23 protein-coding genes are annotated in these 25,491 nt (G+C 68.2%); 14 read left to right on the forward strand and 9 right to left on the reverse strand.

What is annotated here, in order from left to right; translation table 11 throughout:
* The first annotated feature begins 38 nt into the window (after positions 1-38).
* Complete coding sequence (locus tag ABJK40_RS07170; protein WP_348481227.1) at positions 39-443, forward strand: type II toxin-antitoxin system VapC family toxin; 405 nt, start codon at positions 39-41, stop codon at positions 441-443.
* Between the two features lie 20 nt (positions 444-463).
* On the opposite strand, the gene pyk is transcribed toward ABJK40_RS07170, so the two are convergent.
* Complete coding sequence (gene pyk / locus ABJK40_RS07175; protein ID WP_348481229.1) at positions 464-1,900, reverse strand: pyruvate kinase; 1,437 nt, start codon at positions 1,898-1,900, stop codon at positions 464-466.
* Positions 1,901-1,982: 82 nt separating this feature from the next.
* Between pyk and ABJK40_RS07180 the strand changes: the two genes are divergently transcribed.
* The 3 genes from ABJK40_RS07180 to ABJK40_RS07190 all read left to right on the forward strand — a co-directional run bounded on the left by ABJK40_RS07180 (position 1,983) and on the right by ABJK40_RS07190 (position 3,778).
* Positions 1,983-2,612 (forward strand): MBL fold metallo-hydrolase, encoded by a 630-nt coding sequence (locus ABJK40_RS07180; protein ID WP_348481231.1) that lies wholly within the window; start codon positions 1,983-1,985, stop codon positions 2,610-2,612.
* A 118-nt stretch (positions 2,613-2,730) separates the two neighbouring features.
* On the forward strand, positions 2,731-3,099 hold the full coding sequence (locus ABJK40_RS07185) for a hypothetical protein (protein ID WP_348481233.1): 369 nt from the start codon (positions 2,731-2,733) through the stop codon (positions 3,097-3,099).
* 52 nt (positions 3,100-3,151) lie between these two features.
* Positions 3,152-3,778: a hypothetical protein gene (locus tag ABJK40_RS07190; RefSeq protein ID WP_348481235.1), complete on the forward strand. Its 627-nt coding sequence runs from the start codon at positions 3,152-3,154 to the stop codon at positions 3,776-3,778.
* A 25-nt stretch (positions 3,779-3,803) separates the two neighbouring features.
* On the opposite strand, the gene ABJK40_RS07195 is transcribed toward ABJK40_RS07190, so the two are convergent.
* The 4 genes from ABJK40_RS07195 to ABJK40_RS07210 all read right to left on the reverse strand — a co-directional run bounded on the left by ABJK40_RS07195 (position 3,804) and on the right by ABJK40_RS07210 (position 8,512).
* Positions 3,804-5,111 carry an ABC transporter permease gene (locus ABJK40_RS07195; protein ID WP_348481236.1) on the reverse strand — a complete coding sequence of 436 codons (1,308 nt, stop codon included), beginning with the start codon at positions 5,109-5,111 and terminating at the stop codon, positions 3,804-3,806.
* Positions 5,108-5,911, reverse strand: a complete 804-nt coding sequence (locus ABJK40_RS07200) for an ATP-binding cassette domain-containing protein (RefSeq protein WP_348481238.1) — start codon at positions 5,909-5,911, stop codon at positions 5,108-5,110. The genes ABJK40_RS07195 and ABJK40_RS07200 overlap by 4 nt, the downstream gene beginning before the upstream one ends.
* Before the next feature lie 128 nt (positions 5,912-6,039).
* Positions 6,040-7,176 carry a substrate-binding domain-containing protein gene (locus tag ABJK40_RS07205; RefSeq protein ID WP_348481240.1) on the reverse strand — a complete coding sequence of 379 codons (1,137 nt, stop codon included), beginning with the start codon at positions 7,174-7,176 and terminating at the stop codon, positions 6,040-6,042.
* A 121-nt stretch (positions 7,177-7,297) separates the two neighbouring features.
* Complete coding sequence (locus ABJK40_RS07210; protein WP_348481242.1) at positions 7,298-8,512, reverse strand: ROK family protein; 1,215 nt, start codon at positions 8,510-8,512, stop codon at positions 7,298-7,300.
* A 109-nt stretch (positions 8,513-8,621) separates the two neighbouring features.
* Between ABJK40_RS07210 and xylA the strand changes: the two genes are divergently transcribed.
* Positions 8,622-9,974, forward strand: coding sequence for a xylose isomerase (gene xylA, locus ABJK40_RS07215; RefSeq protein WP_348481244.1), 1,353 nt, complete (start codon positions 8,622-8,624; stop codon positions 9,972-9,974).
* 270 nt (positions 9,975-10,244) lie between these two features.
* Here xylA and ABJK40_RS07220 read toward each other — a convergent pair whose 3' ends face one another.
* Positions 10,245-10,772, reverse strand: coding sequence for an EAL domain-containing protein (locus tag ABJK40_RS07220; protein WP_348481246.1), 528 nt, complete (start codon positions 10,770-10,772; stop codon positions 10,245-10,247).
* Positions 10,773-10,808: 36 nt separating this feature from the next.
* Between ABJK40_RS07220 and ABJK40_RS07225 the strand changes: the two genes are divergently transcribed.
* From ABJK40_RS07225 to ABJK40_RS07250, 6 genes are all read left to right on the forward strand, one after another.
* Positions 10,809-12,470, forward strand: a complete 1,662-nt coding sequence (locus ABJK40_RS07225) for a GGDEF domain-containing protein (protein WP_348481248.1) — start codon at positions 10,809-10,811, stop codon at positions 12,468-12,470.
* Positions 12,471-12,519: 49 nt separating this feature from the next.
* Complete coding sequence (locus ABJK40_RS07230; protein ID WP_348510211.1) at positions 12,520-13,593, forward strand: M14 family zinc carboxypeptidase; 1,074 nt, start codon at positions 12,520-12,522, stop codon at positions 13,591-13,593.
* Positions 13,594-13,727: 134 nt separating this feature from the next.
* On the forward strand, positions 13,728-14,285 hold the full coding sequence (locus tag ABJK40_RS07235; RefSeq protein WP_348481542.1) for a fasciclin domain-containing protein: 558 nt from the start codon (positions 13,728-13,730) through the stop codon (positions 14,283-14,285).
* On the forward strand, positions 14,282-15,277 hold the full coding sequence (locus ABJK40_RS07240) for an ABC transporter ATP-binding protein (protein WP_348481544.1): 996 nt from the start codon (positions 14,282-14,284) through the stop codon (positions 15,275-15,277). Before ABJK40_RS07235 ends, ABJK40_RS07240 begins: the two co-directional genes overlap by 4 nt.
* Entirely contained in the window at positions 15,274-16,863 is a 1,590-nt protein-coding gene (locus ABJK40_RS07245; protein WP_348481545.1) for an ABC transporter permease, read from the forward strand. The genes ABJK40_RS07240 and ABJK40_RS07245 overlap by 4 nt, the downstream gene beginning before the upstream one ends.
* Positions 16,864-16,867: 4 nt before the next feature.
* Entirely contained in the window at positions 16,868-17,740 is an 873-nt protein-coding gene (locus tag ABJK40_RS07250; RefSeq protein WP_348481547.1) for a hypothetical protein, read from the forward strand.
* Positions 17,741-17,789: 49 nt separating this feature from the next.
* Here the strand turns inward: ABJK40_RS07250 and ABJK40_RS07255 are convergent, their stop codons facing one another.
* Positions 17,790-19,106: an amidohydrolase family protein gene (locus ABJK40_RS07255; protein ID WP_348510212.1), complete on the reverse strand. Its 1,317-nt coding sequence runs from the start codon at positions 19,104-19,106 to the stop codon at positions 17,790-17,792.
* A gap of 117 nt (positions 19,107-19,223) precedes the next feature.
* Here ABJK40_RS07255 and ABJK40_RS07260 point away from each other — a divergent pair, with 117 nt between their 5' ends.
* The 3 genes from ABJK40_RS07260 (at position 19,224) to ABJK40_RS07270 (ending at position 23,414) form a co-directional block, all read left to right on the forward strand.
* Positions 19,224-19,595: a hypothetical protein gene (locus tag ABJK40_RS07260; protein WP_348482697.1), complete on the forward strand. Its 372-nt coding sequence runs from the start codon at positions 19,224-19,226 to the stop codon at positions 19,593-19,595.
* 109 nt (positions 19,596-19,704) lie between these two features.
* Entirely contained in the window at positions 19,705-22,059 is a 2,355-nt protein-coding gene (locus ABJK40_RS07265) for a glycoside hydrolase domain-containing protein (RefSeq protein ID WP_348482696.1), read from the forward strand.
* Positions 22,056-23,414: a glycosyltransferase gene (locus tag ABJK40_RS07270; protein WP_348482695.1), complete on the forward strand. Its 1,359-nt coding sequence runs from the start codon at positions 22,056-22,058 to the stop codon at positions 23,412-23,414. The genes ABJK40_RS07265 and ABJK40_RS07270 overlap by 4 nt, the downstream gene beginning before the upstream one ends.
* Before the next feature lie 106 nt (positions 23,415-23,520).
* On the opposite strand, the gene ABJK40_RS07275 is transcribed toward ABJK40_RS07270, so the two are convergent.
* Entirely contained in the window at positions 23,521-24,171 is a 651-nt protein-coding gene (locus ABJK40_RS07275; protein ID WP_348482694.1) for a nitroreductase, read from the reverse strand.
* Positions 24,172-24,226: 55 nt separating this feature from the next.
* Positions 24,227-25,360: a zinc-binding dehydrogenase gene (locus tag ABJK40_RS07280; RefSeq protein WP_348482693.1), complete on the reverse strand. Its 1,134-nt coding sequence runs from the start codon at positions 25,358-25,360 to the stop codon at positions 24,227-24,229.
* Positions 25,361-25,491 lie beyond the last annotated feature (131 nt).

Below are 25,491 nucleotides of genomic sequence, written 5' to 3' on the forward strand. Positions count from 1 at the left end.
CACGCAAACCTTCGGGCGGCCGATTCGGGGGTGCGTTGATGACGCTCGTGCTGGACACCTCGGCGCTGCTGGCGCTGGTGGTCGACGGTGCGCAACGCTCGACCGTCATCGCCGCGATGGGGAACGACGACGTGTGGGCTGCATCGGCGATGGCGTTGACCGAGGCCTTGCCGGCGATCGACCGGCTGACCGACGACCGATACGTCCGCCTCGATCTGGAGGACGCGATCCGGCTCGCCTGGGACCACCTGCACGTCGTGCCGGTCGACCAGCGGTGCCTCGACGGCGCCGCCGCTCTCGCCCGAACGCAACCCGTGCGACTCAGCGACGCGATCCACTTCGCCGCGGCGCAGCGACTTCCCGACCCGATCCGCTTCGTCACGTTCGACCCCACCCACATCGGCACCGCCATGGGCCTCGGATTCGACGTGATCAGCACGTAGCGACGGGTGGTGTGGCCTTTTCAGGTGACGCGGAGGAGGCGGAAGGTGTCGGTGGCGCGGGCGGCGCGGGAGATGCCGGCGGCGACGCCGATCAGGTCGCCGGGAGCGAGATGGCCTTCCCGCTTGGCGAGGTTGACGGCCACGCGCACCCGCTCGACGTAGTCGAGGCTCTCGGTCTCGAGCAGCATCGGCACCACGCCCCAGCTCGAGGCGAGTTGACGCACGGTCCGCTCGTTGGTGCTGCACCCGAGGATCTGCGCTCCCGGCCGGAACCGAGCCATCGACCGCACCGTGAATCCGGATTCCGACAGGCACAGGATCGCCCGCACGTGGACCGACTCGGCCGCCTGGGCAGCGGCGATCGTGATCGCGTCGGTGATCATCGTGGCGTCGTCGTCGTCGGGGCCGGCCATGCGCAGTTCGGCGACCTGGGTCGCCCACCCCTGATGGTCGAACTCGTCGTCGGCCGTCTCGGCGATGCGCGCCGCCATCGCGACCGCGAGAGCGGGATACGCCCCGATCGCCGTCTCGGCCGACAGCATCACGCCGGACGTTCCGTCGAACACCGCGTTGGCCACGTCGGTCGCCTCGGCCCGCGTCGGGGTGGGCACCGCGACCATCGAATCGAGCATCTGACCGGCGGTGATCACCGGCAGACCCCCGGCGATGCAGTCGCGGATGATCCGCTTCTGGAGGTGCGGCAGTTCGGCGAGCGGGGTCTGCATCCCCAGCCCGCCCCGCGCGACGAGGATCGCCGACGCCTCCTCGATGATGCTCGCCAACTCCGTCACGGCATCGGCCGACTCGATCTTGGCGATCAGCATCGGCCCACGCGGATGGGGTTCGAGCCCGAGGTCGCGCAGCTCACGACCGTCCTTCACGCTCAGTGAGACGATGTCGACGCCTTCCTCGACGAACCGGTCGACCACCCGGCGATCGGCGTCGGTGACCGCACCGAGGTCGTTGGTGGCGAACGGGATGTTCACACCGGCGCGCCCGTTGAGCGTTCCGCCCGAAATGACGGTGGTGGTGACCTGGTCGGCGCGCACCGAGTCGACGAGCACCACGACCTCCTCACCGTCACCGATCGAGATGCGGTCACCGACGTCGCAGTCGTCGATCAGGTGCGAGTAGTCGACGAAGATCCGCTCGGCGGTGCTCTCCTCGTTGCCGCCCACGAGCGTGACGGTCGAACCCGTCTTCAGGACGATGCCCTCCCGCGGCGTGCGCCCGATGCGGATCATCGGCCCCGGCAGGTCGATCATCGTCGCGACCACCGCACCGAGTTCGGCAGCCACCTTGCGGACCCGCCGGTGCTTGTCGAGCGCAGTGTCCAGCGGCGTGTGCGCGAGCGAGATCCGAGCCACGTCCATCCCCGCCCGGATCATGTCGGCGATCGTGCCCTCGTCGGAGCATGCAGGGCCGATGGTTGCGATGATCTTCGTGCGACGTGCCACGTGTCGCACGGTACCGCTGGGACGGGAGGCCGTCGCGCAGCTTCGCGGCGGCGAGCGGACACGGCGGTGCCACAATGGGACGATGGCAACCGCACCCTCGAACACGCTGCACTGGTCCAACGCCGACGCCGAGGTCCACAAGGTCGTCGTCGGCCCCTACGAGAACAACGTGTTCGTCGTGCGTTGCAAGCTCACGGGCGACGCGGTGTTGATCGATGCCGCCAACGAGCACGAGATGCTGCTCAATCTCTGCAAGAGCCTCGGCGTCACCCGTGTCCTCGAGACGCACGGCCACTGGGACCACATCCAGGCCGTGCCCGCGATGCGCGAGGCCGGCTACGAGGTCGCGGTGACCAAGCTCGACGCACCCATGCTCGCCGACGTCGGCTACGACGTGTTCCTCGACGACACCGAGGTGATCGAGTTCGGCAGATTGCGGATGAACGCCGTCCACAACCCTGGCCACACCCCGGGGTCGATCTCCTTCGAACTGGTCGGCACTCCCCTGCTGTTCACCGGTGACACGCTCTTCCCGGGCGGTCCCGGCAACACGAAGTCCGACCTCGGCGACTTCGACACGATCATCGACTCGATCACCAGCCGTCTGTTCACCTACCGCGACGACACGATCATCCTCCCCGGCCACGGCGACGACTCGACCATCGGCACCGAGCGCCCGCATCTCGACGAGTGGATCGAACGCGGTTGGTGACCACGCCCACGCGGCGACTCGTCCGACCCGGCGTCACACGACCCCGGAGACGCACGACGGGGGACGGCGAGTGCCCCGGCCTCCGTGCGGCACCCGGGACGGCACCGGGACGGGGCGCGTGAGATACGACGAGCGGCCCGCCGATCACACCCGGGTCCACACCGCCGACCTGCCACCCACGCCGATCCGCGACCGCAACATCCCGGCGACCGCGTGGATCGAGGCACCCGAGTCGCTGCTCACGCTCGGCGACGACCTTCCCGACCGACCCGTCGCCGAGTACAAGCGACGCATCGGACCGTGGATCCTGTGGCGAGCGGGTGGCGCCCGCAAGGTCGACGCCCGCTACTGGGTGATCCACGAGCAGACCGGCGTCGAGTACACGATCCGGCTGTTCCCCGACGGGACGGCCGAAGGTGCCGGGCCGAGTGGACGGGTCCACGACCGGTTCCGCTCGTGGAAGGAAGAACTGCGCGACGCCTCCTGAGCACCGCGTCGGGCGTGCGACCGGTTGACGTCGGCGATCTATCGTGGCCGTCGTGAACCAACGCACTCCGCTCGTTCTGCTCGCGACGGCCACCGCGGTTGCCGTGTCGGCCTGCAACTCGGACCCGGCGCCGTTCGACACGTCGGCGTTCGCCGACGAGATCGCCGACACGCTCGACGACGAACTCTCCGACGACGAGTTCAGTGCGGAGGTCCGCTGCCCCATCGACGACTGGGAGGAGATCGTGGAGGCGTCGATGCAAGAACTCGACGACGATGTCGTCAGAGACGCACTGCGCACCGACACGAACGAATCGGCGTTCGCCACGGACGCCGGCTCGTACCTCGACTGTTCGTTCTTCGACGACGAAATCCAGTTGGGAGCCGGAGTGTTCCTCCTCGAGGCGCCGCGCGACCCCGAAGACTATGCCGAGGAGTTCGCCGGCGAGGGCGCTCGCGTCGACGTCGAGGAGACCGACGCGTATCGGGGCGGCCAGTTCCGTCACGTGTGCGTGGAATACGACGACGGCGAGCCGTACTGCCAGGTGGAGTGGTCCGACGAGAACGTGCTGATCGGCGTCTACGTCGTCGGCGAGGACGCGGATCGAATCGACACCGACGTGCTCGAAGACGGTTTCCGACCCCGACTCGACCTCGTGATGGCCCAGTTCGAGGCCTGACCCGCTCGGCCCCCTGCGACGAGGCTCAGCTCCCGGCCTTGCGGCTCAGTGCATCGACCGACGACGCAACGAGCAGCGCGAGGCCGGCACACACGAACTTCACGCCCGAACTCCCGAAGTCGATCTCGTTGCCGAACAGGGTGGCCTTGCCGATCAGGCCGAGACCGTTCGGGATCAGTGCGAGGACCATGCCGCCGAGCACGGCGTTGACCATGCGTCCGCGTCCACCGAACAGCGACGTGCCGCCGATCACCGCCGCGCCCACCGCGAGCAGCAGCGTGTCGTTGGCGCCCGTGTTCGCGTCGACCGAGTTGACCCGCGAGGCGAGGAACACGCCACCGACACCGGCCATCAGACCGCACAGCGCGAACGCCGAGAGCCGGATCCAAGCGATGTTGATCCCGGCTCGGCGGGCCGCCTCGGCGTTTCCGCCCACGGCGTAGACGTGGCGACCGTACGTCGTTCGCGCCAACACGAAACTCAACATCACCGCGAGGACGGCGAGCAGCGGCACCACGATGGGCATGCCCTCGATGGGTGCCGGAGCGTTCGGGAACGCCCGGTTCTGGTTGAGCAGCGCCGTCATCACGACGATCGCCACGAGGGCGAGTCCGAGCTTGATCGCCACGAGCGAGGCGGGCACCTCACCCCCGGCGTTGCGCCACCGCACGACCGACGACAACGCGTACGCGGCGAACCCGAGTGCCGCCACGGACCACGACAGGACGGGCGAGAGGAAGCCACCGACGACGTCGTTGACCAGCTCGCTCTGGATCCGCACGCTGCCGCCCTCGCGCACCAGCAGGAGCAGGATTCCCTGGAACAGCAGCACATTGGCGAGCGTGACGACGAACGACGGGATGCCCACCTTGGCGACCATGAAGCCGGTGAACAGCCCGAGCACGACGGCCACGACAGCTGCCAGCAGGGCAGCCGACCAGAGCGACCACGAGTCGGCGAGCCGGGTGGCGAGCACGGCGGCGGACACCCCCGCCGTGAAGCCGGCGGCGAGGTCGATCTCGCCGAGCAGGAGCACGAACGAGACCGCCATGGCGATCACCACGACCGCCGACGCCTGTTCGAGGAAGTTCGCGAAGTTCAGCTTCGACAGGAAACTGTCGGGGCGTGCGATGCCGAAGATCGCGACCAGCGCGGCGATCGCGAGGACCGCCGGGATCGAGCCGAGGTCGCCGGAGCGCATCCGTGAGATCGTCGAGGTGACCACGTCGCCGAGCGAGTTCTGGCGTTGGTCGAGAGCGAAGTCGGAGAGGGCCTGGCCTCCGGGCGACGGCGAGTCGGGCGCCGTGTGGGCGATGTCGGCCGTGTCGGTCATCCGACCTCCTCCACTTGGGCGACGCGGCGGTCGCCGTACTGTCCGGAACTCCCGGACGTGATCAGTTCGACGAGTGTCTCGCGACGAACCGAATCGTCGATCGCGATGTCTGCGGCGACTCGCCCCAGATACATCGCCGACACCCGGTCCGACACCTGCAGGACGTCGTTCATGTTGTGGCTGATGAGCACGACGCCCACGCCCGAGTCGGCGAGGCGCCGGACGAGGCCGAGCACCTGCTCGGTCTGTGCGACGCCCAGCGCCGCAGTCGGTTCGTCGAGGATGACCACCTGGGAGTTCCCGAGAACGGCCTTGGCGATCGCGACGGTCTGGCGCTGCCCGCCCGAGAGCGACGAGACGGGTTGGCGGACGCTCTTCACGGTGCGCACCGACAGCGAGGCCAGCGTGTCACGGGCCGCCTGCTCCATCGACCGCTCGTCGAGCAGTCCCATCCTGGTCATCTCGCGACCGAGGAACATGTTCTGCACGATGTCGAGGTTCTCGCAGAGCGCGAGGTCCTGGTAGACGACTTTCACACCCAGGTCGAAGGCGTCGCGAGGCCCGGAGATCGAGACCGGTCGACCCTCGAAACGGAACTCCCCCGAGTCGGTGGGATGGATGCCTGCGAGACACTTGACGAGCGTCGACTTGCCGGCGCCGTTGTCGCCGATCAGCGCGGTGACCTTGCCGGGGTACACACGGAAGTCCACGTCGTGGAGGACGTGCACCGGGCCGAAGCTCTTGTTGATCCCCACCGCCTCGAAGATCGGCACGCCGCCGTCTCGTGTCGCATCACTCATCGTGCGTTCTTCCCCATCTCCCCGAATCTCTCCCCCGCAGATCGTCCACCCACCCGGTGGACGACGAACACGCCGTGCGCCGACGCGAGTCGGCGCACGGAGTGTGTCACGTCAGTTCGACGTCGTGGTCACTCGATGCCGGCAGCGGCGCACTCGGCCTCGAGGCCGGCACACAGTTCTGCCTGGTCGACGAATCCGTCGGCGACCACCTCGGACACGTTGTCGACGAAGATCGAGGTGACCTCACCCTGGACGTAGGGGATCTCGGTCACTTCGTTGTCGATGGTGGCCGACGCCTCCACCTCTTCGCCGGCGAGCAGCGCAGCAGCAGCAGCCACTGCACCTTCGGCTTCGACCTTGACCGGCTTGTACACCGTCATGCACTGGGTGCCCTGGAGGATGGCGCGCAGGCCGTCCAACGTGGCGTCCTGGCCGGTGGTGGGCACCGTGAGGCCGGCGTCGGCGAGCACCGCCTGAGCGGCGAGCGACAGTCCGTCGTTGGCCACGAGGACGCCGTCGACGTTGCCGTCGGCTGCGGTGAGGAGCTGTTCGAAGATGACTCCGCCCTGGGCGTTGTCCCAGTCGGGAACGGCTTCCTCGCCGACGGTTTCGAATCCGGCGTCGGCGATGGCTGCCTGGTACCCCTCACGGAACAGCGTGGCGTTGTTGTCGGTGGGCGAACCGTGGAGCTGGATGATCGTCTTGCCCTCGGTGTCGCCACCGAAGCACTCGATCAGACCCTCGCCCTGGGCGGTGCCGACGGCGACGTTGTCGAACGACACGTACACGTCAGCCGAGCCGCCGAGCGTGAGGCGGTCGTAGTCGATGTTCTTCACGCCGGCCGCTGCGGCCTTCTCCTGGATCGCCGCGCCCGACTCGGAGTCGAGGTTGACGATGGCGAGCACGCCGACGCCGTCGGCGATCATCTGGTCGGCGATGGTGGCCATGTTGGCCTTGTCGCCCTCGGCGTTCTGGATGACGCACTCGATCCCGGCGTCGGCACAGGCGGCTTCGATCAGCGGCCGGTCGAACGACTCCCAACGAGCCGACGATGCCGAGTCGGGCAGGATGAATCCCGCCTTGCCGCCGGCGGCCGCTTCGCCGTCGGTGCCGGGGGCCTCGGTCGCTGCGTCGGTCGATGGTGCCTCGGTCTCGGTGCCACCGTCGGTGGCGGCAGGCTCCGACGCCTCGTCGCTGCCGCAGGCGCTGGCCACCAGCGACAGCGCACAACCCGCGACGACGATCCTCTTGGACAACTTGTTCATGATTCCCCCTCGGAAATGTTCACGCCCCCGGATCCCTGCTCCGGAGTTCCCCTGCCGCGTCTGCATTTGTACAGAACGTCAACAAACGATTGTCCAAGTCTGCGCCACCGAGTGACGGATGTCAATACGCAACCTCGGCCCACCGCGACGGATCCGCCAGTGCCGGTCCGAGCGCGAGTTCGGCGGCACCCACCAGCAACGAGTCGGATCCGAGTTCGGCAGCGACCACCGGGATGCGTCGAGCGGACGGGCCGAAGCGACGGCGTGCGAGTTCGGCATCGAGTTCGTCGCGGACGAGTTCGAGGAGTTCGCCGAGAACGCCACCGAGGACGATGCGCTCCGGGTCGAGCACGTTGATCAGACCGGCGAGCCCGACACCCATCCATCGGCCCTGCAGCGCCAGCGCCGCCATCACCTCGCGATCACCGCGTGCCGCCGCCGTCATCAGGTCCGAGATGGCCGCCCATCCTCCGTTCGGATCGAGCCCGGCGCGCCCCAGGAGCACCCGCTCGCCGATCTCGGTCTCCCAACATCCGCTCCCCCCGCAGCGACACGGCACACCGTCGGGGTTCACGACGAGATGGCCGACCTCACCGGCGTATCCGGACCCACCCGTGACTCGCCCGCCGTCGACGATGATCGATCCGCCGACGCCGACGTCGCCGTGAACGAACAGGATGTTGCGCGATCCGCTTCCGGCGCCGAACCGGGCCTCCGCGACCGCTCCGAGATCGGACTCGTTGCCGATCCCGATGGGCAGGTCCAGGCCGGTACGCAGCGTCAACGCATCCCGCAGCGGCGTCACGATGTCAACCTCGGCCCAACCGAGGTTCGGTGCGACCACGACGAGTCCGTCGTGCTCGCGGACGAGACCGGGGATCGCGACCCCGACGCCGACGAGCGCCGGTGACCCATCGCTGCTTCCCACACCGATCCGCTCCGCCATCTCCACGATGTCGGCAACGGTGGACGTCGGCGTCGCATCGGACCGCTCCCCGCTACGTTCGACCGAGCGCAGCACCCGACCGTCGAGTCCGACGATCGCCACCGCCAGTCGCGTCACCGACACGTCGACGGCGAGCGCCCCGACCGCTCCCGGGATCAGGCGCGCACGCGGCGACGGTCGACCCGGTCGACCGGTCGGCTCGCCGGCGGACTCGACCACCAGCCCCAACTCGCCGAGTTCGACGATCAGCCCGGCGATCGCACTGCGGGTCAGACCCGTCGCGGCCACCAACTCCGAGCGAGATGCGTCGCCGCTGCGCAGGACCCCGATCACGGCAGCGAGGTTGCTCTGGCGCAGATCAGCGGCCCGCAGCCCCGTGCTCGAGTCCATCCGCTCCACCTCGTTCCCTTCCGCCTTGCCTTTGTCTCCCCAGTTTGTCACAGTAGTCAACAAACCTCACGCCAGTGCGGCGGGGGACGATCGAGCACGAGGACACACCATGACCGACGCATTCTTCCCCGACATCGAACGCATCGCGTACGAAGGTCGCGACTCCGACAACCCGCTGGCGTTCCGCTGGTACGACGCCGACCGCGTCGTCGGCGACAGGACCATGGCCGAGCACCTCCGATTCGGGGTCTGCTACTGGCACAGCTTCGCGTGGGACGGTTCCGACATCTTCGGCGCCGGAACACTGGATCGTCCGTGGAACCCCGCAACGGCCTCGGGAGCCGCGGCAGGGATGGAACCGATGGCTGCCGCCAAGTCGAAGATGGCGGCGGCGTTCGAGTTCTTCGAGAAGCTCGGCGCCCCGTTCTTCGCATTCCACGACGTCGACATCGCACCGGCCGGGTCCACCTTCCGCGAGTCGTCGCGCAACCTCGACGAGATGGTCGACGAGGCGGCGGCCCACATGGAACGCACCGGGACGAAGTTGCTGTGGGGCACCACGAACGCCTTCTCGCACCCGCGCTTCATGGCCGGCGCCGCCACCAACCCGGACCCTGCGATGTTCCGCTACGCCGCAGCACAGGTCGTCTCGTGCATGAACGCCACCAACCGACTGGGTGGAGCGAACTACGTCCTGTGGGGCGGCCGCGAAGGCTACGAGACCCTGCTCAACACCGACATGAAACGCGAGATCGATCAGCTCGGTCGCTTCATGAACATGGTCGTCGAGCACAAGTACGCGATCGGGTTCGACGGCGCGTTGCTCATCGAGCCCAAGCCGATGGAGCCCACGAAGCACCAGTACGACTACGACGTCGCAACCGTCTACGCCTTCCTTCAGAAGTACGGGCTGGAGAACGAGATCAAGGTCAACATCGAGGTCAACCACGCCACGTTGTCCGGGCACGACTTCCACCACGAGGTCGCCACTGCGGTGAACAACGGCATCTTCGGCTCGATCGACGCCAACGCCGGCGACGACCGTCTCGGGTGGGACCTCGACATGTTCCCGCGCTCGGTGGAGCAGATGACGCTGGGCATGCTCGAGATCCTGCGCGGCGGGGGGTTCACCACGGGTGGTCTGATGTTCGACACGAAGCTGCGGCGCCAGTCGACCGACCGCAACGACCTGTTCCACGGTCACATCGGAGCGATGGACGTGCTGGCGCGATCGCTGCTGGCGGCACAGCGGCTCCTGGACGTCGGCGAACTCGAGCAGTGTCGGGCGGCACGCTACGCGGGCTGGAACGACGCCGATGGCGCGGCGATCATGAACGGCGAGATCACGCTCGCCGAACTCCACGAGCAGCGATTGGCCGACGACGTCGAACCGATCACGCAGAGCGGCCGTCAGGAATACCTGGAGAACATCGTGGCGCGCACGATCGAACGGACGATCTGAGACGACTCACGCCTCGCCGGCGAGGTGGCGGAGCAGACGTCGGATCGTCACGATGCCCTGGTACTTGCCGAGTCCGTCGATCACGACGATCGGAACGTGAGGGTCGGCCGCCGCCGTCGAGACGCGGTGGGCGATCTCGTGGGGAGGCGATTCGATGTTCGCGACGAGCGGGGAGAGCAGCTCGCCGTCGAACGCCGCGACCGAGTCGATGATCCCGAGGGGCCGATCGTGTTCGTCGGTGATGGGCTTCCAGGTGTCGTGCGAACCGACTCAGTCGTGTGCGTGGATCGCATCGCGACGCACCGGGGTGACGTGCTCCATCAGCCGACCCAGGGTCGGGCCCGCAACGACGGTTGCGGCACGACTGCGCAGATCGTGGACGGGTTCGTCCGAGATGGGCGACCACGGGTCGCTCGGGCGACCGAAGAAGTAGCCCTGGACGAGTGGGACGCCGAGGTCGAACAGGCGGCGCGCCTCGGCACCGGTCTCCACGCCCTCGGCGAGCAGCCAGGCATCGACCCGGTTCGCGAACACGCCGAGCATCTCGACCATCGCGACCTTGGACTCGTCACGATCGACACCTTCGATGATGGACCTGTCGAGTTTGACGATCGACGGACGCAACTGCAGGATCTGTTGCAGCCCCGAGTGCCCGGCACCGGCGTCGTCGATGGCGATCAGCGCACCGCTCCGGCGCAACATGTTCACCGTGGCACCCAGCTCATGTTCGCCTGTCGATCGACGTGCGAACGGGCGACCTGGACCGATCACGACATCCGGTCGTTGCGGGCGGGGCACCGCTCAAGCGCGCCCGATTGGTGCCGATGCACAACCGTGCATGTTCGCGACGAGACATGCGGCGCCGGGGCCGCCGGAGGCGTCACGTCGAGCGATACCGGCCCCCGCACCGAGTCGCCTCGTGGCGATTCGTCCGACTTCGACGGTCCCGAGTCCCTGCTCGACCTCGTGCGTCGACGCGGCCTGGGCGCCCAGGACTCCATCGTGGAACGGATCGACGCAGCCATCGACCGCACCGCCGACCACGGCGACCTCGGATCGCTCTTCACCACTCGAGCCATCGCCCTCCAGGGTCAGGGCGATGCCACGGAGTCCGCGGTTGCCGCGAGCCGCGCCGTTGCGTTCCTGGTCAGCGCGGGACGGATCGAGGACGCTGCCTTCTCGTCGGCGCTCGCAGCGATCTTCCTCGATCAGTCCGGCAAGCCGATCGACGCGATCGACCGGGCGGTCGATGCGCTCGTGCTGCTGGAAGGAGTCGACACCGTGGCCGTCGACGGGCGGCTCGCCATGTCGGGTGTACGTGCCGCGCTCGCGCTGTCCGGCTTCTTCATGCGTCTCTCGGCGTTCGACCTCGCGGTCGAACTCGGGAGGCGAGCGTTCCTGGCGGGCGAGCTCGACGGCGCCCCGTTCGATTCGATCGCCTACTCGTTCGGCTACATCTGCGTGGAGGCGGCCAACGTCAGCGACGACGTGGCCAGGCGCAAGCAGTACGTCGGCGAGGCCGTTGCCGCCGCCGACTGGCTCGCGACCCACGGGCTCGACGAGGTCTCACGTTCGATGCTCGCCGGCGGCCTCCGCGCCGAGACGCATCACGTGATCAGTGGGCGCAGCAGTGGCATGGATGACTGCGAGCACCTGTACCTCCACGCAGCCGAGGACCTCGTGGCGTGGCACCGCCTCGTGCGGGGAACCGACGCGCTGCTCGACGGGCGTCACGACGATGCGATCGCGCTGCTCGATGCCGCCATTCCCGGCCTGGAGGCCAGCAGCGACAACCACTGCGTGGTCAGGGCCCTGAGGCGTCGCTCCCAGGCGCGCGTTCTCGCCGGCGACGTCGTCGGTGCATTCGAGGACGCCTCCGACCTCGCCGAGCGGGTGCGCGGGTGGCAGGTCGCCCAGGTGGGTCGGCTCGCACATCAACTGGCCCGCCGGGCCGACCTCGAACGTTCGACGACCGAGCTCCGCCGGCTCGCCGAGCGTCTGGCCGACGACGTCGACACCGATGCGATGACCGGAGTGTCGTCGCGTCGCTGGTTGGAGCGGCACCTCGACGAACTCGCCAGGTCCGATGACTCGGGAGCCACGCTGATGCTCGACGTCGATCTGTTCAAGATCGTCAACGACACCTACGGCCACCACGTCGGCGACGAAGTGCTCGGCGTCATGGGATCCATCCTGCGCGAGGAGACCGACGACGCGGCGCTGGCCCGGTTCGGCGGGGAGGAGTTCGTCGTCGTGCTTCCCGGGCTCGACGATCACCACGCCCACGAGACCGCCGAGCGGATCCGGCGACGGGTCGAGTCCCACGAGTGGGACACGGTGGCGCCGGGGCTCCGACTGACCGTCAGCGTCGGCGTCAGCGCCGGTCGCCTCCGCGACGTGCGGCGACTCCTGATCTCCGCCGACGAGGCACTCCTCGACGCGAAGCGACGCGGCCGCAACCGCACCACGTCGGCACTGGCACGCCTGTTCGATTGACGGCATCCGCTCGGCCGCTCGACTCGTCGGCGTCGGCAGACTCGTGACCATGCGATCACCGCGACAGCCCACGCGCCGCTTCCTCGCCGGTGACGGCCTCGCTCGTCGGCTCCTCGCGGGCGTGGCTGCGACGGCGATCGCGCTCGCCGCCTGCTCGTCGGGCACCGATTCGTCGGGCGTGCCGGGAACGGATCCGAACGGGGCCACGACCACGCCTCCGATCTCCGGCAGCGCCGACCCGGCCGCGCCGACGACGACCCCGTCGCCCTCGACCACCGATCCGACGGACGCATCCGCCTCGACATCCACATCGACGACATCCGCATCGACGACATCGACTTCCACCTCCACGTCGACGACATCCACCTCGACCTCGACGTCGACGAGCACCACGACGACGACGTCCACCTTGCCGGCCGGAACCGTCGCCGAGTCCGTCGACCTCACCGCCGACGTCGTCGTGCTCGGGACGAGCGTCGAAGGCCGCGAGATCACGGCCGAGCGCTACGGGACCCCGGGCGGTCGACGGGTGCTGGTGATCGGTGTGATCCACGGGAACGAGGACGGCGGTGTCCCGATCGTCGACGATCTCCGCCGCCGGGCGGTCGCCGAGGAGTTGTCCCCCGACGTCGAACTCTGGCTTGTCCCGTCGATGAACCCCGACGGGCAGTTCGCGCAGATCCGCCAGAACGCCAACCAGGTCGACCTGAACCGCAACTTCCCCCTCCGCTGGGGTCCCATCGGAGCGCCCGGCGACAGCCAGTACGCCGGAGCGGGGCCGGCGAGCGAACCCGAGACCCGGGCGATGGTCTCGTTCATGGAGCAACTCCGACCTGATCTGGCGCTGTGGTACCACCAGGACGCGAACCTGATCATCCCGTCGAACGGTCGCGACGGCCGCATCCGCGCGCGCTATGCCGAGCTGAGCGGACTGCCCGTCGAGGACTGTTGCGCCGGAGGCGTCTACACGGGCGTCGCCGCCACCTGGGCACGCGAGCTGACCTCGGATCAGGACGGCGCGGCCTTCATCGTCGAACTCCCCGGGGGTGACCTGCCGGACGATCAGGTCACCCGCCACGCCGACACCGTGGCCACGATCATCTCGGAGTTGGCGACGATCTGAGTCGCTGACAGCGCCAATTCATTCCACCCTCCAGGGTGGTTTGAGTCGCTCCCTCACAGGGTTCACCCTCGCCCCGGACGTCGGGCGATCCGGCCCGCACGACACTTGCCCGCACGACACTTGGAGGGACCCACATGATCTCATCGATCTCCACACGATCCATGGCGCGCCTCGGCGCTGCAACGTTGCTGTTCTCGTTCGTCGCTGCCTGCGGTTCGTCCGACCAGGCGGCCGATTCGGTCGAGCAGGCGAGCGACGTCGCCGAACAGTCCGCTGACGAGGCGGACCAGGCGGCATCGGCGTTGTCCGAGGCGCTGCGGGAGAACGGGCTGGAGAGCATCGCATCGGCGGTTCAGGACATCGACGTCGCCGCACTCGCCGATTCCGAGGAATTCACGTTCTTCGCGCCCAACGACGCAGCGTTCCAGACGCTCGACGCCGAGCAGATGGCCGACCTGTTGTCCGACGACGGTCGACTCGAGGCGACGCTGCGCAACCACGTGGTGAGTGAGCGCATCGACGCCGAGGCGCTTGCCGGTGTCACCTCCGTCGAGACCGTGGGCGGAATGACGCTGCCGGTCGCCGTCGAGGGTGACACCATCACCGTCGGCGACGCGACCGTGGTCGAATCCGATGTCGCCATCGACGACGGGACCGTCCACGTGGTCGACGGTCTGTTCGTCGAGGAATGAACGGCGCACCGCCCGACGACGTCATCACCTTCCACGACGTCGGGAAGACCTTCGGAGACACCTGGGTCCTCGAGCACATGAGTTTCTCTCTGTCGCCGGGCACGATCCTCGGTCTCATCGGCCCGTCGGGCTGCGGGAAGACCACGACGGTCCGGATCGCCAACGGCTTCCACCGTCCCGACGCCGGCGATGTGACGATCTTCGGGACCGCTCCGACCGAGTTGGACCCCGTCGATCGAACACGGATCGGATACCTGCCGCAACACCCCGTGCTGTTCGACACACTCTCGCTCCGCGAGAACCTGAACTTCCACGCATCGCTCAACGGCGTCCGCTTCTCACGCAAACGTCGTGTGGCAGATCTGCTGGAGCTGGTCGACCTCGAGGACGATGAACGCAAACTCGTCAGCGAGGCCTCAGGCGGAATGAAGCGACGCCTGGCGCTGGCCGGGGCCCTCGTCCACGGACCGGACGTCCTGATGCTCGACGAACCCACCGCCGGGATCGACCCGATCCTGCGTCGTCGGTTCTGGGAACACTTCCGCATGCTCCGCGATTCGGGCACTGCGCTGGTGGTCTCGACGCAGTTCGTGGACGAAGCGTCGAACTGCGATGTCGTGGCGATGCTGGCGCACGGCCGGGTGGCAGCACTCGGCTCGCCCGGCGACCTGCTCCACCGCGCCCGTGGCGGCACGTTGTACGACCTGCAATTCGACCACGTCCTGCGCTACGACTTCGTCCGGCGGCTGCGCGAACACGCGAGCGTCTCCGCGGTCGTGCACGACGCGGAGGACGCCCTCTCCGTCACGGTGAGCAACGATGCGCCACCGATCGGCGAACTCTGCGAATCCATCGAACCCGGAACACGTCCCGCCGCGGCGTCCGAGCGACCTCCGGACTGGGACGAGGTCTTCATCGCTCTGGTCGGAGACGACGCATCCGACGACGTCGCCACGATCGCTGACTCCCGGATCTCCGAGGCCGCTCGATGACCACCACAGATCGATCCGAGGTCGACGAGGGACCCACGACCGACGCAGGTTCGAACGGATCGAAGCGGAACTCCGCACGGCCGCTCGTCGCGCGACGACTGCGGTCGATCATCCAGTTCAGCGGTGTCCTGCGGAAGGAACTCACGTCGATCCTGCGCCAGCCGCGCCTCCTGCTGATCCTCGTCGTCGGGCCATTCCTCGTGCTGGCGCTCTTCGCCGTCGGCTTCGACCAACAGCGCACCGTGCTCGACACCATGTTCGTCGGGCCCGCCGACAGCGTGTACGAGGACTCCATCGAGGAGTTCTCCGACGAACTCGATCGATACGTCCGCTTCGCCGGGTACACGACCGACCTCGTGGCCGCCGAACGAGCCCTGGCGGCCGGCGACACCGACCTCATCGTCATCTTCCCGGCCGATCCGGCGGCGAGTGTTCTCGCCGGGGAACAGGCCGAGATCAAGATCCTCCATGACAAGATCGACCCGATCCAGCAGACGACGGTCGAGGTGTCCGCCCAGGTCGCCGTCCAGGAACTCAACGCACGCCTGCTCCAGGAAGTCGTCGGCGAGGCGCAACGCCTCCTGGTTCCCTACGAACAGAGCCTCACGGACGCGGTTGCGTCGATCGACGACCTCCGTGACGCCGTGGCAGCCGACGACGACGAGGCCGTCCGCACTGCCACGTCGGAGCTCCTCGACACCGGCAACGCACTCTCCACCATCGTGAACGTGTCCGAGGAGTTCGCGACGCAGATGAACGGCTCGGGCGACGACGACTACGGCGAGCTGTCCACCTCGACCGACGAGTTCGAACGGTTGGTCTCCGACGCCGTGCGCGACGACGACATCTCCGACGAGGACATCGACGCCATCGGCGCAGCGCTCGACACTGTGCAGGCGAGCGGTGCGACGGTGACGACCCTCGATCCGCGCATCATCGTGCGTCCCTTCTCGAGCGCAACGGAGAACCTGCAACGGGCGCCGGTGTCGATCTCGGACTTCTTCGCACCGGGCACCGTGGCACTCCTGCTCCAGCACATGGTGCTCACGTTTGCCGCCCTCAGCCTCGTCACCGATCGCTCATCGGGTCTGTTCGAGCTGTTCCGGGTCGGCTCGATCGGTGCCGGCCGGGTGATCGCAGGGAAGGTCGTGGCGTTCGCGCTGATCGGCGGCGTCTCCGGAGCACTGCTGTTCACAGCGTTGCGTTACGGACTCGATGTGCCGCTCCGAGGTGACGTGGGCTGGTTGGCGCTGACCAGCGTGCTCCTGCTCGTCTCGTCGATCGGGCTCGGCCTGTGCATCTCACTGATCTCGCGTACCGACACCCAGGCCGTCCAGTACGCCCTCCTCGCACTCCTCGCCGCACTCTTCTTCGGGGGGTTCTTCCTCGACCTCGATGCCTTCCGCTACCCGGTGAAGGCGTTGTCCTGGACCATGCCGGTCACCTATGGCACGCGCGTGTTCCGCGACGTCATGTTGCGCGGCGACGAGCCGGCCCTGATCGACCTGGTGGGCCTCGGTGCGAGCGCCGTCGTCTACGTCGGACTGGCGTGGTTCTTCCTGTCCCGTCGGCTGCGCGTGGAATGATCCGATGAGATCCACCCCAATCCTCGATCGACCCGAGCGCCGACGCACCGTCGGACGGGTGATGATCGCCGTCGCCGCCGTCGGCGTCGTCGTGGCTCTGGTCGGCTCGGTCGTGGCGTGGCAGCTCGTGGGGAGCCTCGACGACTCGAGCCGTCAGACGCTCGACGTCACCATCGACACCATCGACTCGATCGAAGCATCTCTCGATCTCGCTGCCGGCGTTCTCCTCGCCACGAACGAGTCCGTCGACGCAGCCGCTGCGTCGCTCGACTCCGTCGACGAGTCGCTCGGCTCGGCGAGCGGAGTGATCGGTGAGATCGACGATCTCACCGAAGTCGTCGGACCGGCGCTCGAGGACGCCGGCACGACGCTGCGCGAACTCGAAGGTGTGGGCGACGGGATCGACTCCCTGCTCGGGGACCTGTCGAACATCCCGTTCGGTCCCGACTACGACCCCGAGCAGGGGCTCGGCGACACCATCGGCGACCTCGCCGCCGAGATCGAGTTGCTCCCGGAGGAATTCGAACAGACCTCGTCCGACCTCGACGATTTCGAGACCGACATCTCCACCCTGCGAACCGACGTGACCGACCTCGCGACAGCGGTCGGCGAGGTGAGCGATCAGCTCGACGGGAGCGACGTGATCATCGCCGGCTACCGGACCAACCTCGCTGACGCCCGCGCCGTTGCGGTGTCGACCCGTGACGACCTCGGCGGCAACGTGGGACTGATGCGCGTGATCCTCCTGATCGGCGGACTCAATCTGGCCATCGGTCAGATCGTGCCGTTCTGGATCGGTCGAACACTCCTCGCCGAGTCCGAGCAACCCGGCAGCGGTGACCTCGACGCCGGCAAGTTCGACGAACCGAAGGACTGAGCCGGCACACGTCGAGCCTCGTCGCAGCCGTGCGGTCGACGCTGGCGGATCAGGCGGTGCCGGCGACGCGGCGACCCGACACCCAGACGTCGGTGATGTCGGCCGGTGTGGCGAGGCGCACGACCTTCTCGAACGTGCGGTCGTCGTCGTCGACGCCGTCCCACACCCGCAGCGGCGAGCCCGGGCGAGCGGTGTCCACCGCCACGGCGTCGAACTGTCGGCCGACCTCGAGCAGACCGACGGGGAGGCCCAGGAGGTCGGCGCCACCGACGGTCGCCATCCAGAACGCGTCGGTGATGGAGATGCGCGACCCGGCCACCCCGCGCTCGTCGGCGGCGAGCCGGGCGTCGACGCCGTCGTCGAGGAGCCGCGACATCGTCACGGCATCGGCGCACTGGGTGAGCAGACCGGGCTGCGCTCCCCCGGCGACATCGGTGCCGAGCCCGACGCGAACGCCTGCCTCGAGCGCCCGGCGCGCCGGGAACACGGCATTGGCGAAATACGCATTGGAGAGCGGGCAGTGCGCCACTCCCGCGCCGCTCGCGGCCAGGGTGGACAGATCGTCGTCACCCAGATGGTCGCCGTGTGCCAGCACCGTGTGGTCGCGGATCAGGCCGAATCCGTCGAGCGCTTCGGTGTCGGACATCGCGAATCGCTCGAAGGCGTACCCGTGCTCCCAGTCGCTCTCCGAGCAGTGCGTCTGCACACGCACGCCGGTCGACGCCGCGAGGTCGCCGAGTCCGCGCAGCAGTTCGTCGGTGCACGCCGGCGCGAAACGGGGTGTGATGATCGGCTCCACGAGCGCCGATCCCAGTGCACGGATCTGCTCGATCGACTCCGCCGACGCAGCCAGACCCGCCTGCGCGTCGTGGTCGCGGTACCAGGTGGGCGTGCCGTCGGGGTGATCCATCGCCACGCGTCCGACCAGTGCACGCTGACCGGTCGTTGCGCAGGTCTCGGCGAGCATCGTGGTGGTCTCGACACTGATGGTTGCGTAGTAGACCGCAGTGGTCGTGCCGTGGGCCAGCAACGTGGCCACCAGGTCGGGCCACACCTCGGCGGCGAACCCCGGGTCGGTCAGTTTCGATTCGAGTGGGAACGTGTGCTCGAACAGCCAGGTCTCCAGTGGCAGGTCAAGACCCGTCCCCAGTTGCGGCCACTGCGGCGCGTGGATGTGGGTGTCCACGAGTCCGGGCAGGAGCACGGTGGTCGGCGAGAGCACGACGTCCGCGTGTGCTCCGGCACCGACGGGCTCGATCGACACCATCGCCCCGCCGTCGTCGACCTCGATGCGCACGTTGCGCAACACCTCGAGGTGGTGCCGCCGAGGCGTCTGCATGATCGTCGCGAGGTAGGTGATGCTCACACGAGCACGGTACCCAGCCCCGAACAGACGCCGCCGCCCGGCGGAGACGGGGTCGACCTGCGGTGCGCCCACGGCGCTCGACACGACGCCGTCGGCGACGGGGCGTAGCGTGTCGCCATGGCCGAGGCGTTCTTCCCGTACGAGCGTGACGCCCGATGGCGGGCCCTGCTCCTGCCGATCGGGGTGACCGCACGCGACGGGGTGACGGTCACCGACACGACGATGCGTGCCACGTTCGGTCTCTTCTCCGTCGAGACACCGCTCACCAACATCACCACCACGAAGATCACCGGCCCTCACCGGTGGTACACGGCGGTGGGAGTGCGCTTGAGCTTCAGCGACGACGGCGTCACCTTCGGCACCAATCATCTGCGTGGCCTGTCCATCCAGTTCGAGGACAAGGTCCGTCGGGTGATCGGTCTCCACGACCACTCCTCGCTCTGGGTGTCGGTCGCCGACCCCGAGGGCCTCGCCGCCGCGCTCGACTGACCCGCCACCGACGCGTTGCTGAGGAGCGCCGGCGTTCATCGACGCGAAACACTCCCAACACACCACGTCCGTACGTTCGGGCCATGACCGAAGGGCGGCGCCGGCACCGATGATCGAGTCGGTCGACCCGTTCATCGGCACGGGTGTCACCGATCTGCCCGACCAGACGGGGCTCGCCGCCGCATGGTTCTGGCCCAAACCTCCCGTCGGCAACACCCACCCCGGCGCGACGCATCCGTTCGGGATGGTGTCGGCGTGCGCGTACTCGGGGGGATATCCCACCGGCTACGGAGCGTTCGAACGTTCCACCGAGGGACCACCTCGGCGGCTCCACGACGGACACGTCACGACCGGCTTCACCCACTTCCAACAGTCGGGCACGGGTGCGATCCGCAAGTACTACAACTACCTGCGGGTCACGCCGACGCTCGGTCTGCTCGACGACATCGACGAGCCGGTACAGATCGTCGACGAGGACGCGTCGCCGGGTTGGTACGCGGCGACACTCGCGAACGGGATCCGTGGCGAGGTCACGGTGGGACCCAAGAGCGCCGTCCACCGCTACACGTTCCCGCGGAGCATCAACGCCCGACTCGTGCTCGACTGCTCCCACGGCGGTCTGCTCATCGACCGTGGCGCGACGGTCCCCCTGCGGGCGCGACTCGAGAGCCTGGGCCCCGACTCCGCCGGTGGCGAGGTCGTGATGGAAGGCGTGCCGATCGCCTTCCACGTGGTGGCCGATGCCCCCGACTGGCGACAGATGCTCTGGTACGACCACCGGCTCATGCCGGGCGGGAGTCGCCTGCAGTTCGACTCGATCCGCCCGACCACACTGCGTTCGTTCGGGTTCATCTGGACCGGATCGGTCGAGGCGGGTACGACCGTCGAGCTGAGCATCGGGTTCTCGTTGCGTGACGCCGACCAGGCACGCGCCAACCTCGCCGCCGACCTGCGATCCGAGTCGGCGGACGAATCGCCGGCGGACGATGCGTCCCGAGCACCGCGTCGCTGCTTCGTCCGCCGTCGGGACGAGACGGCCGATGCGTGGGCCGAGCACCTCGACCGGATCCAGATCGACACGCCGTCGCCGACCCGCCGCGAGGTCTTCGCCACCGCCCTCTACCACTCCTTGATCAAGCCCTGCTTCGCACCCGACGAGAGTCCGTTCTGGCCGGGCGCCGGCGAGTTCGCCTTCGACATCTGCACCATGTGGGACATCTACCGCACGCAACTGCCGTTGATGACGGCGCTGTTCCCCGATCGCTCCGTCCGACTCGCGAACGCAGTGCTCAAGGTCGCCGAGGAGGAGGGCAACCTGCCGATCGGGTATCGGATGGCCCGCGGTGCGGACCGATTCGTGCGCCAGGGCAGCGCTCTCGTGCACACCTTCCTCGCCGACCTGTGCGCACTCGGCGTTGCGGGCATCGACTGGGAGTGGGCGCTGTGCCACATGGACGCCGACCTGCGGCGCCAATTCGGCGAGGAGTACCTCGAGCACGGCGTGGTCCACCCGATCTCGCACACGCTCGACCTCGCCTTCGGCTACCACTGCACCGCCGGCGTCGCACGCTCGGTCGGCGACCACGACCTGGCCGAGCAGTTCGACGCGCTCGCCACGCGCTGGCCCAACGCCTTCGACCCCGACACCGGCCTGGTGCTCCACTCGAACCTCTACGAGGGCGGCGTGTGGAACTACTCGTTCCGCCTCGTCCACGACATGGCCGGACGGATCGACCTCGCCGGCGGCCCCGACGCCTACCTGGCGCTGCTGGACCGGTTCTTCGGTTTCGGTGCTCCGCCGGCCAAACAACTCGGGGTGGACCCCGGACTCGACGAGATCACCGCCGGCTACGAACTCGGGCGTTTCGAGGGCCTGAACAACGAGCCCGACATGGAGGCGCCGTGGTCGTACCACTGGCTCGGCCGACCCGACCGGACCGCCGAGATCGTGCACGCTGCGGTGCACCAGCAGTTCGGCCCGGGACGTGGCGGTCTGCCCGGCAACGACGACTCGGGCGGACTCAGTTCCTGGTACGTGTGGGCGTCGCTCGGACTGTTCCCCGTGGCCGGCCAACAGATCGTGCTCGTGAACGCCCCCTCGTTCGCGCACGCCCGACTCCGTCTGGCCGACGCGACGCTCACGATCGAGACCTCGGGTTTCGTCGAACCCGTGCACGGCGGCCCGCCGCAGTACGTCCAGTCGATGCGTTTCGACGGCATCGACCTCGATCGCTCGTGGCTCACCGCCCGCGAGTTCCACGGTGGTGGCGTGCTGAGCATCACCCTCGGGCCGACACCGTCGACATGGGCGACCACCACCACACCACCCTCGGCGGGCACGACCCGACGCCCTCGACCCGACGCCGACGCCGACGGGATCGACGGTGCTGTGCACGCCGCGACGCCGTTCACCGTCGCGTCGACCGCCCACCCTTCGACCGGACTCCAGGAGCCCGCACCATGACGATGATCTCGGACCACCTCGACGCCACGGGCCCGGGGCTTCCTGCGCCCGAGTCCGATCCTCCAACGAGGAATCCGACGCGCCGTCTCGTGATCGTCGTGCGCGCCGACCCGGTGATCTGCGGTCACTCGGGTGAGGCACGCAACCTCGCCGAAGCAGCCCTCACCCGCGGGTTCGACGACGTGCGCATCGTGACCTGGCCGATCGACGCACTCCTGGCGTCGGGGCTTCCGCTCAAGCCTCTGGAGTCGGTGCTGCCGTACTCGCCGGGGATCACCGTCGAACGTCCCGAAGCCGTCGGTGACTACAAGGTGCTCGACGGACGCCATCTGGCGGGCATCGTGGGTCGACTCGTCGAACTCTTCACCGAAGGCGTCCCCACGACCGCGATGTCGCTGTACCTCACACCGCACGACACCGCCGTCGCCCAGGCCGCTCGTGTCGCACGGTCGACGGGGATGTGCGCGCCGCTCACGACGATCGCCGAGGCCGTCGGCTCCGACATCACCAACGTGGTGCGGACCGCCGTCCAGGAGGGTCGCTTCGGTGCGGCGGCACAGGTGCTGAGCACCTACCTGTCCAACGACGTGTGCGTCGCCGTGTCGGAGTTCACCAAGCAACTGATCGTGCAGGCGGCGACCGACGTCGACCGCCGCTGGGGGACGCGCTACGCCGAGCAGTGCATCGAACGGGTGGACATCTCGTATCCCGCGATCGACGCGTCGGCCTACACCGACCTCGACTCGACCGAGACCGACCGTCGCCTCGCCCGACGCGGCCTCGAGCGCGACCGCTACGTGATGTTCCTCTCGCGCCTCAGCCGGGCGAAGGGCGTCGACGATCTGATCAACGGTTTCGCAGTGAGCGCCGCACGCTCGCGCACCAAGCTCGTGATCTGCGGCACCGGCCCCGAGGCTCGTGACCTGCGAGCGCTCGCTCTGTCCACTCCCGACCCGGAGCGGATCGTGTTCTTCGACGACGTCGACGACGCCGAGAAACCTCATCTCCTCGCCGGTTCGTCGGCGTACGTGCTGGCCAGCAAGCCGCGGCCCGAGTTCGTCGAGACGTTCGGCATCGCACTCGCGGAGAAGATGCTCGCGGGCGGTGGGCCGATCATCACGTGCACGACCGGCGGCATCCCCGAGGCGGTCGGGCCTCACGCCCGGATGGTGCCGCCGGGCAACCCGCATGCGATCGCGAACGCGCTCGCCGAGGTGATCCTCGGTCTCTCGGGCGGCGAACGCACCCGGTGGGGCCAGGCCGCACGGCGCTACGCCATGCAGTTCGACCGGGCCAACGTGTTCGACCGACTGTTCGCCCACGTGGAACGACACACCGCTCACGCCGCCGCCTGAACGAGTCGGTCCGATCCATTCAGAATGAATCGGACCAACCCACGCAACACCCGGCCCGAGTCGGTCCGATCCATTCAGAACCAGACGGACCGACTGGGGCAATGGGTCAGACGAAGGTGGCGAACACCTCGAGCGGTTCGCGGTCGGAGACGACCGTGTTGATGGGGTGGTCGGGATCCGCGGTGCCGATCGCCATCCCGCAGAAGATCTGCAACTCCTCCGGTGCACCGACGAACTCGGAGACCGCCGCCTCGTGAACGGCCCAGGCCTCCTGGGCGCACGTGTCGAGCCCGGCCTCCTGCGCGAGCAGCATGAAGGTCTGGAGGAACATGCCGAGGTCCGACCACTGGGGCGGGCCCATCTGGCGGTCGATGAAGCAGAAGAACGCAGCCGGTGCGCCGAAGAAGTCGAGGTTCTTCGCGAACTGGGCGAAACGGCCCGCCTTGTCCTCGCGCTCGACACCGATCGCGGCGTACATGTCCTCGCCGATCTTGAAGCGCGACGACCGGTACGGCTCGGTCAACGACTTCGGGTAGATGTCGTAGGCGGGCGCTCCGGGCTGTCGATCCGCGAGGAATTCCCGGAACCGCGCCATCGACTCGCCGTTGACGACGTAGATCCTCCACGGCTGCACGTTGCCGCCCGACGGCGATCGGGATGCGACGGTGAGCAGTCGCTCGAGCACCTCGTCGGACACGGGATCGGGCAGGAACTGACGGACCGACTTGCGGCGGTTCACGGCGTCGGTGACGTTCATCGCCCCATCCTGCCAACCTCTGTTGTCTGATCCGGGAGCGAACAACAGAGGTTGCTCATGCGTTGGGGGTGATCAGGGCTTTGTCGCCGGTGGCCATCTTGGCGTAGCGCACGACGTTGGCCGGATCGACGGCTTCGTCGAGGGTCAGCCGCATGCCGTAGCTGCTGGCGAACGTGGTGGTGATCTCGTCGGCGACACGCTGACGCAGACGCTGCGCATCGGGACCGATCTTTGCGAGGAACGGCGTCAGCAACCAGCCGGCCACCGACCACGTGAGCCCGAAGGTGCGGTCGAGGATCGTCGGTGAACGATCCAGTCCACCGTAGATGTACGCCTGCTTGAGCTTGTCGGAGCCGTAGCGGTTGTACGCCGCTCCGTCCACCGCGACCTTCTCGATCCGACCGAGGATCGTGCCGACCAGGTCGCCGCCGCCGATGGCATCGAACACGATCGTGGCGCCCGTTGCCCGCAGCGCCTCGGTGAGGTCGTCGACGAACGTGGCGGCACTCGAGTCGACGACATGGGTTGCACCGTTCGCCTTCAGCATCTCGACGTGCTCGGGCCTGCGGACGATGTTGACCAGTTCGATGCCGTCGGCGATGCAGATGCGCTGGAGCATGAGACCGAGGTTCGACGCTCCGACCGTGTGGACGAGTGCGGTGTGGCCCTCCATCCGCATCGTCTCGACCATGCCCAGCGCCGTGAGCGGGTTGACGAACGGGGCCGCCGCGTCGACCGGATCGGTACCGTCCGGCATGGCGATGCATCCCATCACGTGCACGGTGCGATACTCGGCGTAGGCGTCACCCGACACGAAGCCGACGGTCTTGCCGAGCAGGGCCTGCGCGGCATCGGACGAGCCGGCCGCCACGACCACGCCGCCGCCTTCGTTGCCGATCGGCATCGGCTGGCCGAACCGGGCGGCGAGCGCATCGAGTCCCTGCTCGATCGGAGCAGAGAAGGACGGGTTGGCGTCGTCGCCACCTGCTGTCGCCTTCGACACGTCGGCACTTCCGATCAGCAACCCGAGGTCCGACGGGTTGATCGGCGCCGCGTGGATCTCGACCACGACCTCGTCGGGGCCGGGTTCGGCGACGTCGGCCGAACGCACGTCGACGGTGAGCGTGCCGTCCTCCGTGACGGTCGATCGGAGTTCTCTGGTGGTGGACGGGAATCCGGAGTCGGTCATCTGCCCATCATTCCCGATCGTCCCGACTTGCGCCGCAGTGACGGTCGCGCGCGGACGTCACAGCGGATTCGCTGGGACGGAACCACCGTCTCAGGCCAAGATGAGCACGTGCGACCGAGGGAACCGCTGCG

The organism is Ilumatobacter sp., from assembly GCF_039969435.1.
Lineage (GTDB): Bacteria > Actinomycetota > Acidimicrobiia > Acidimicrobiales > Ilumatobacteraceae > Ilumatobacter_A.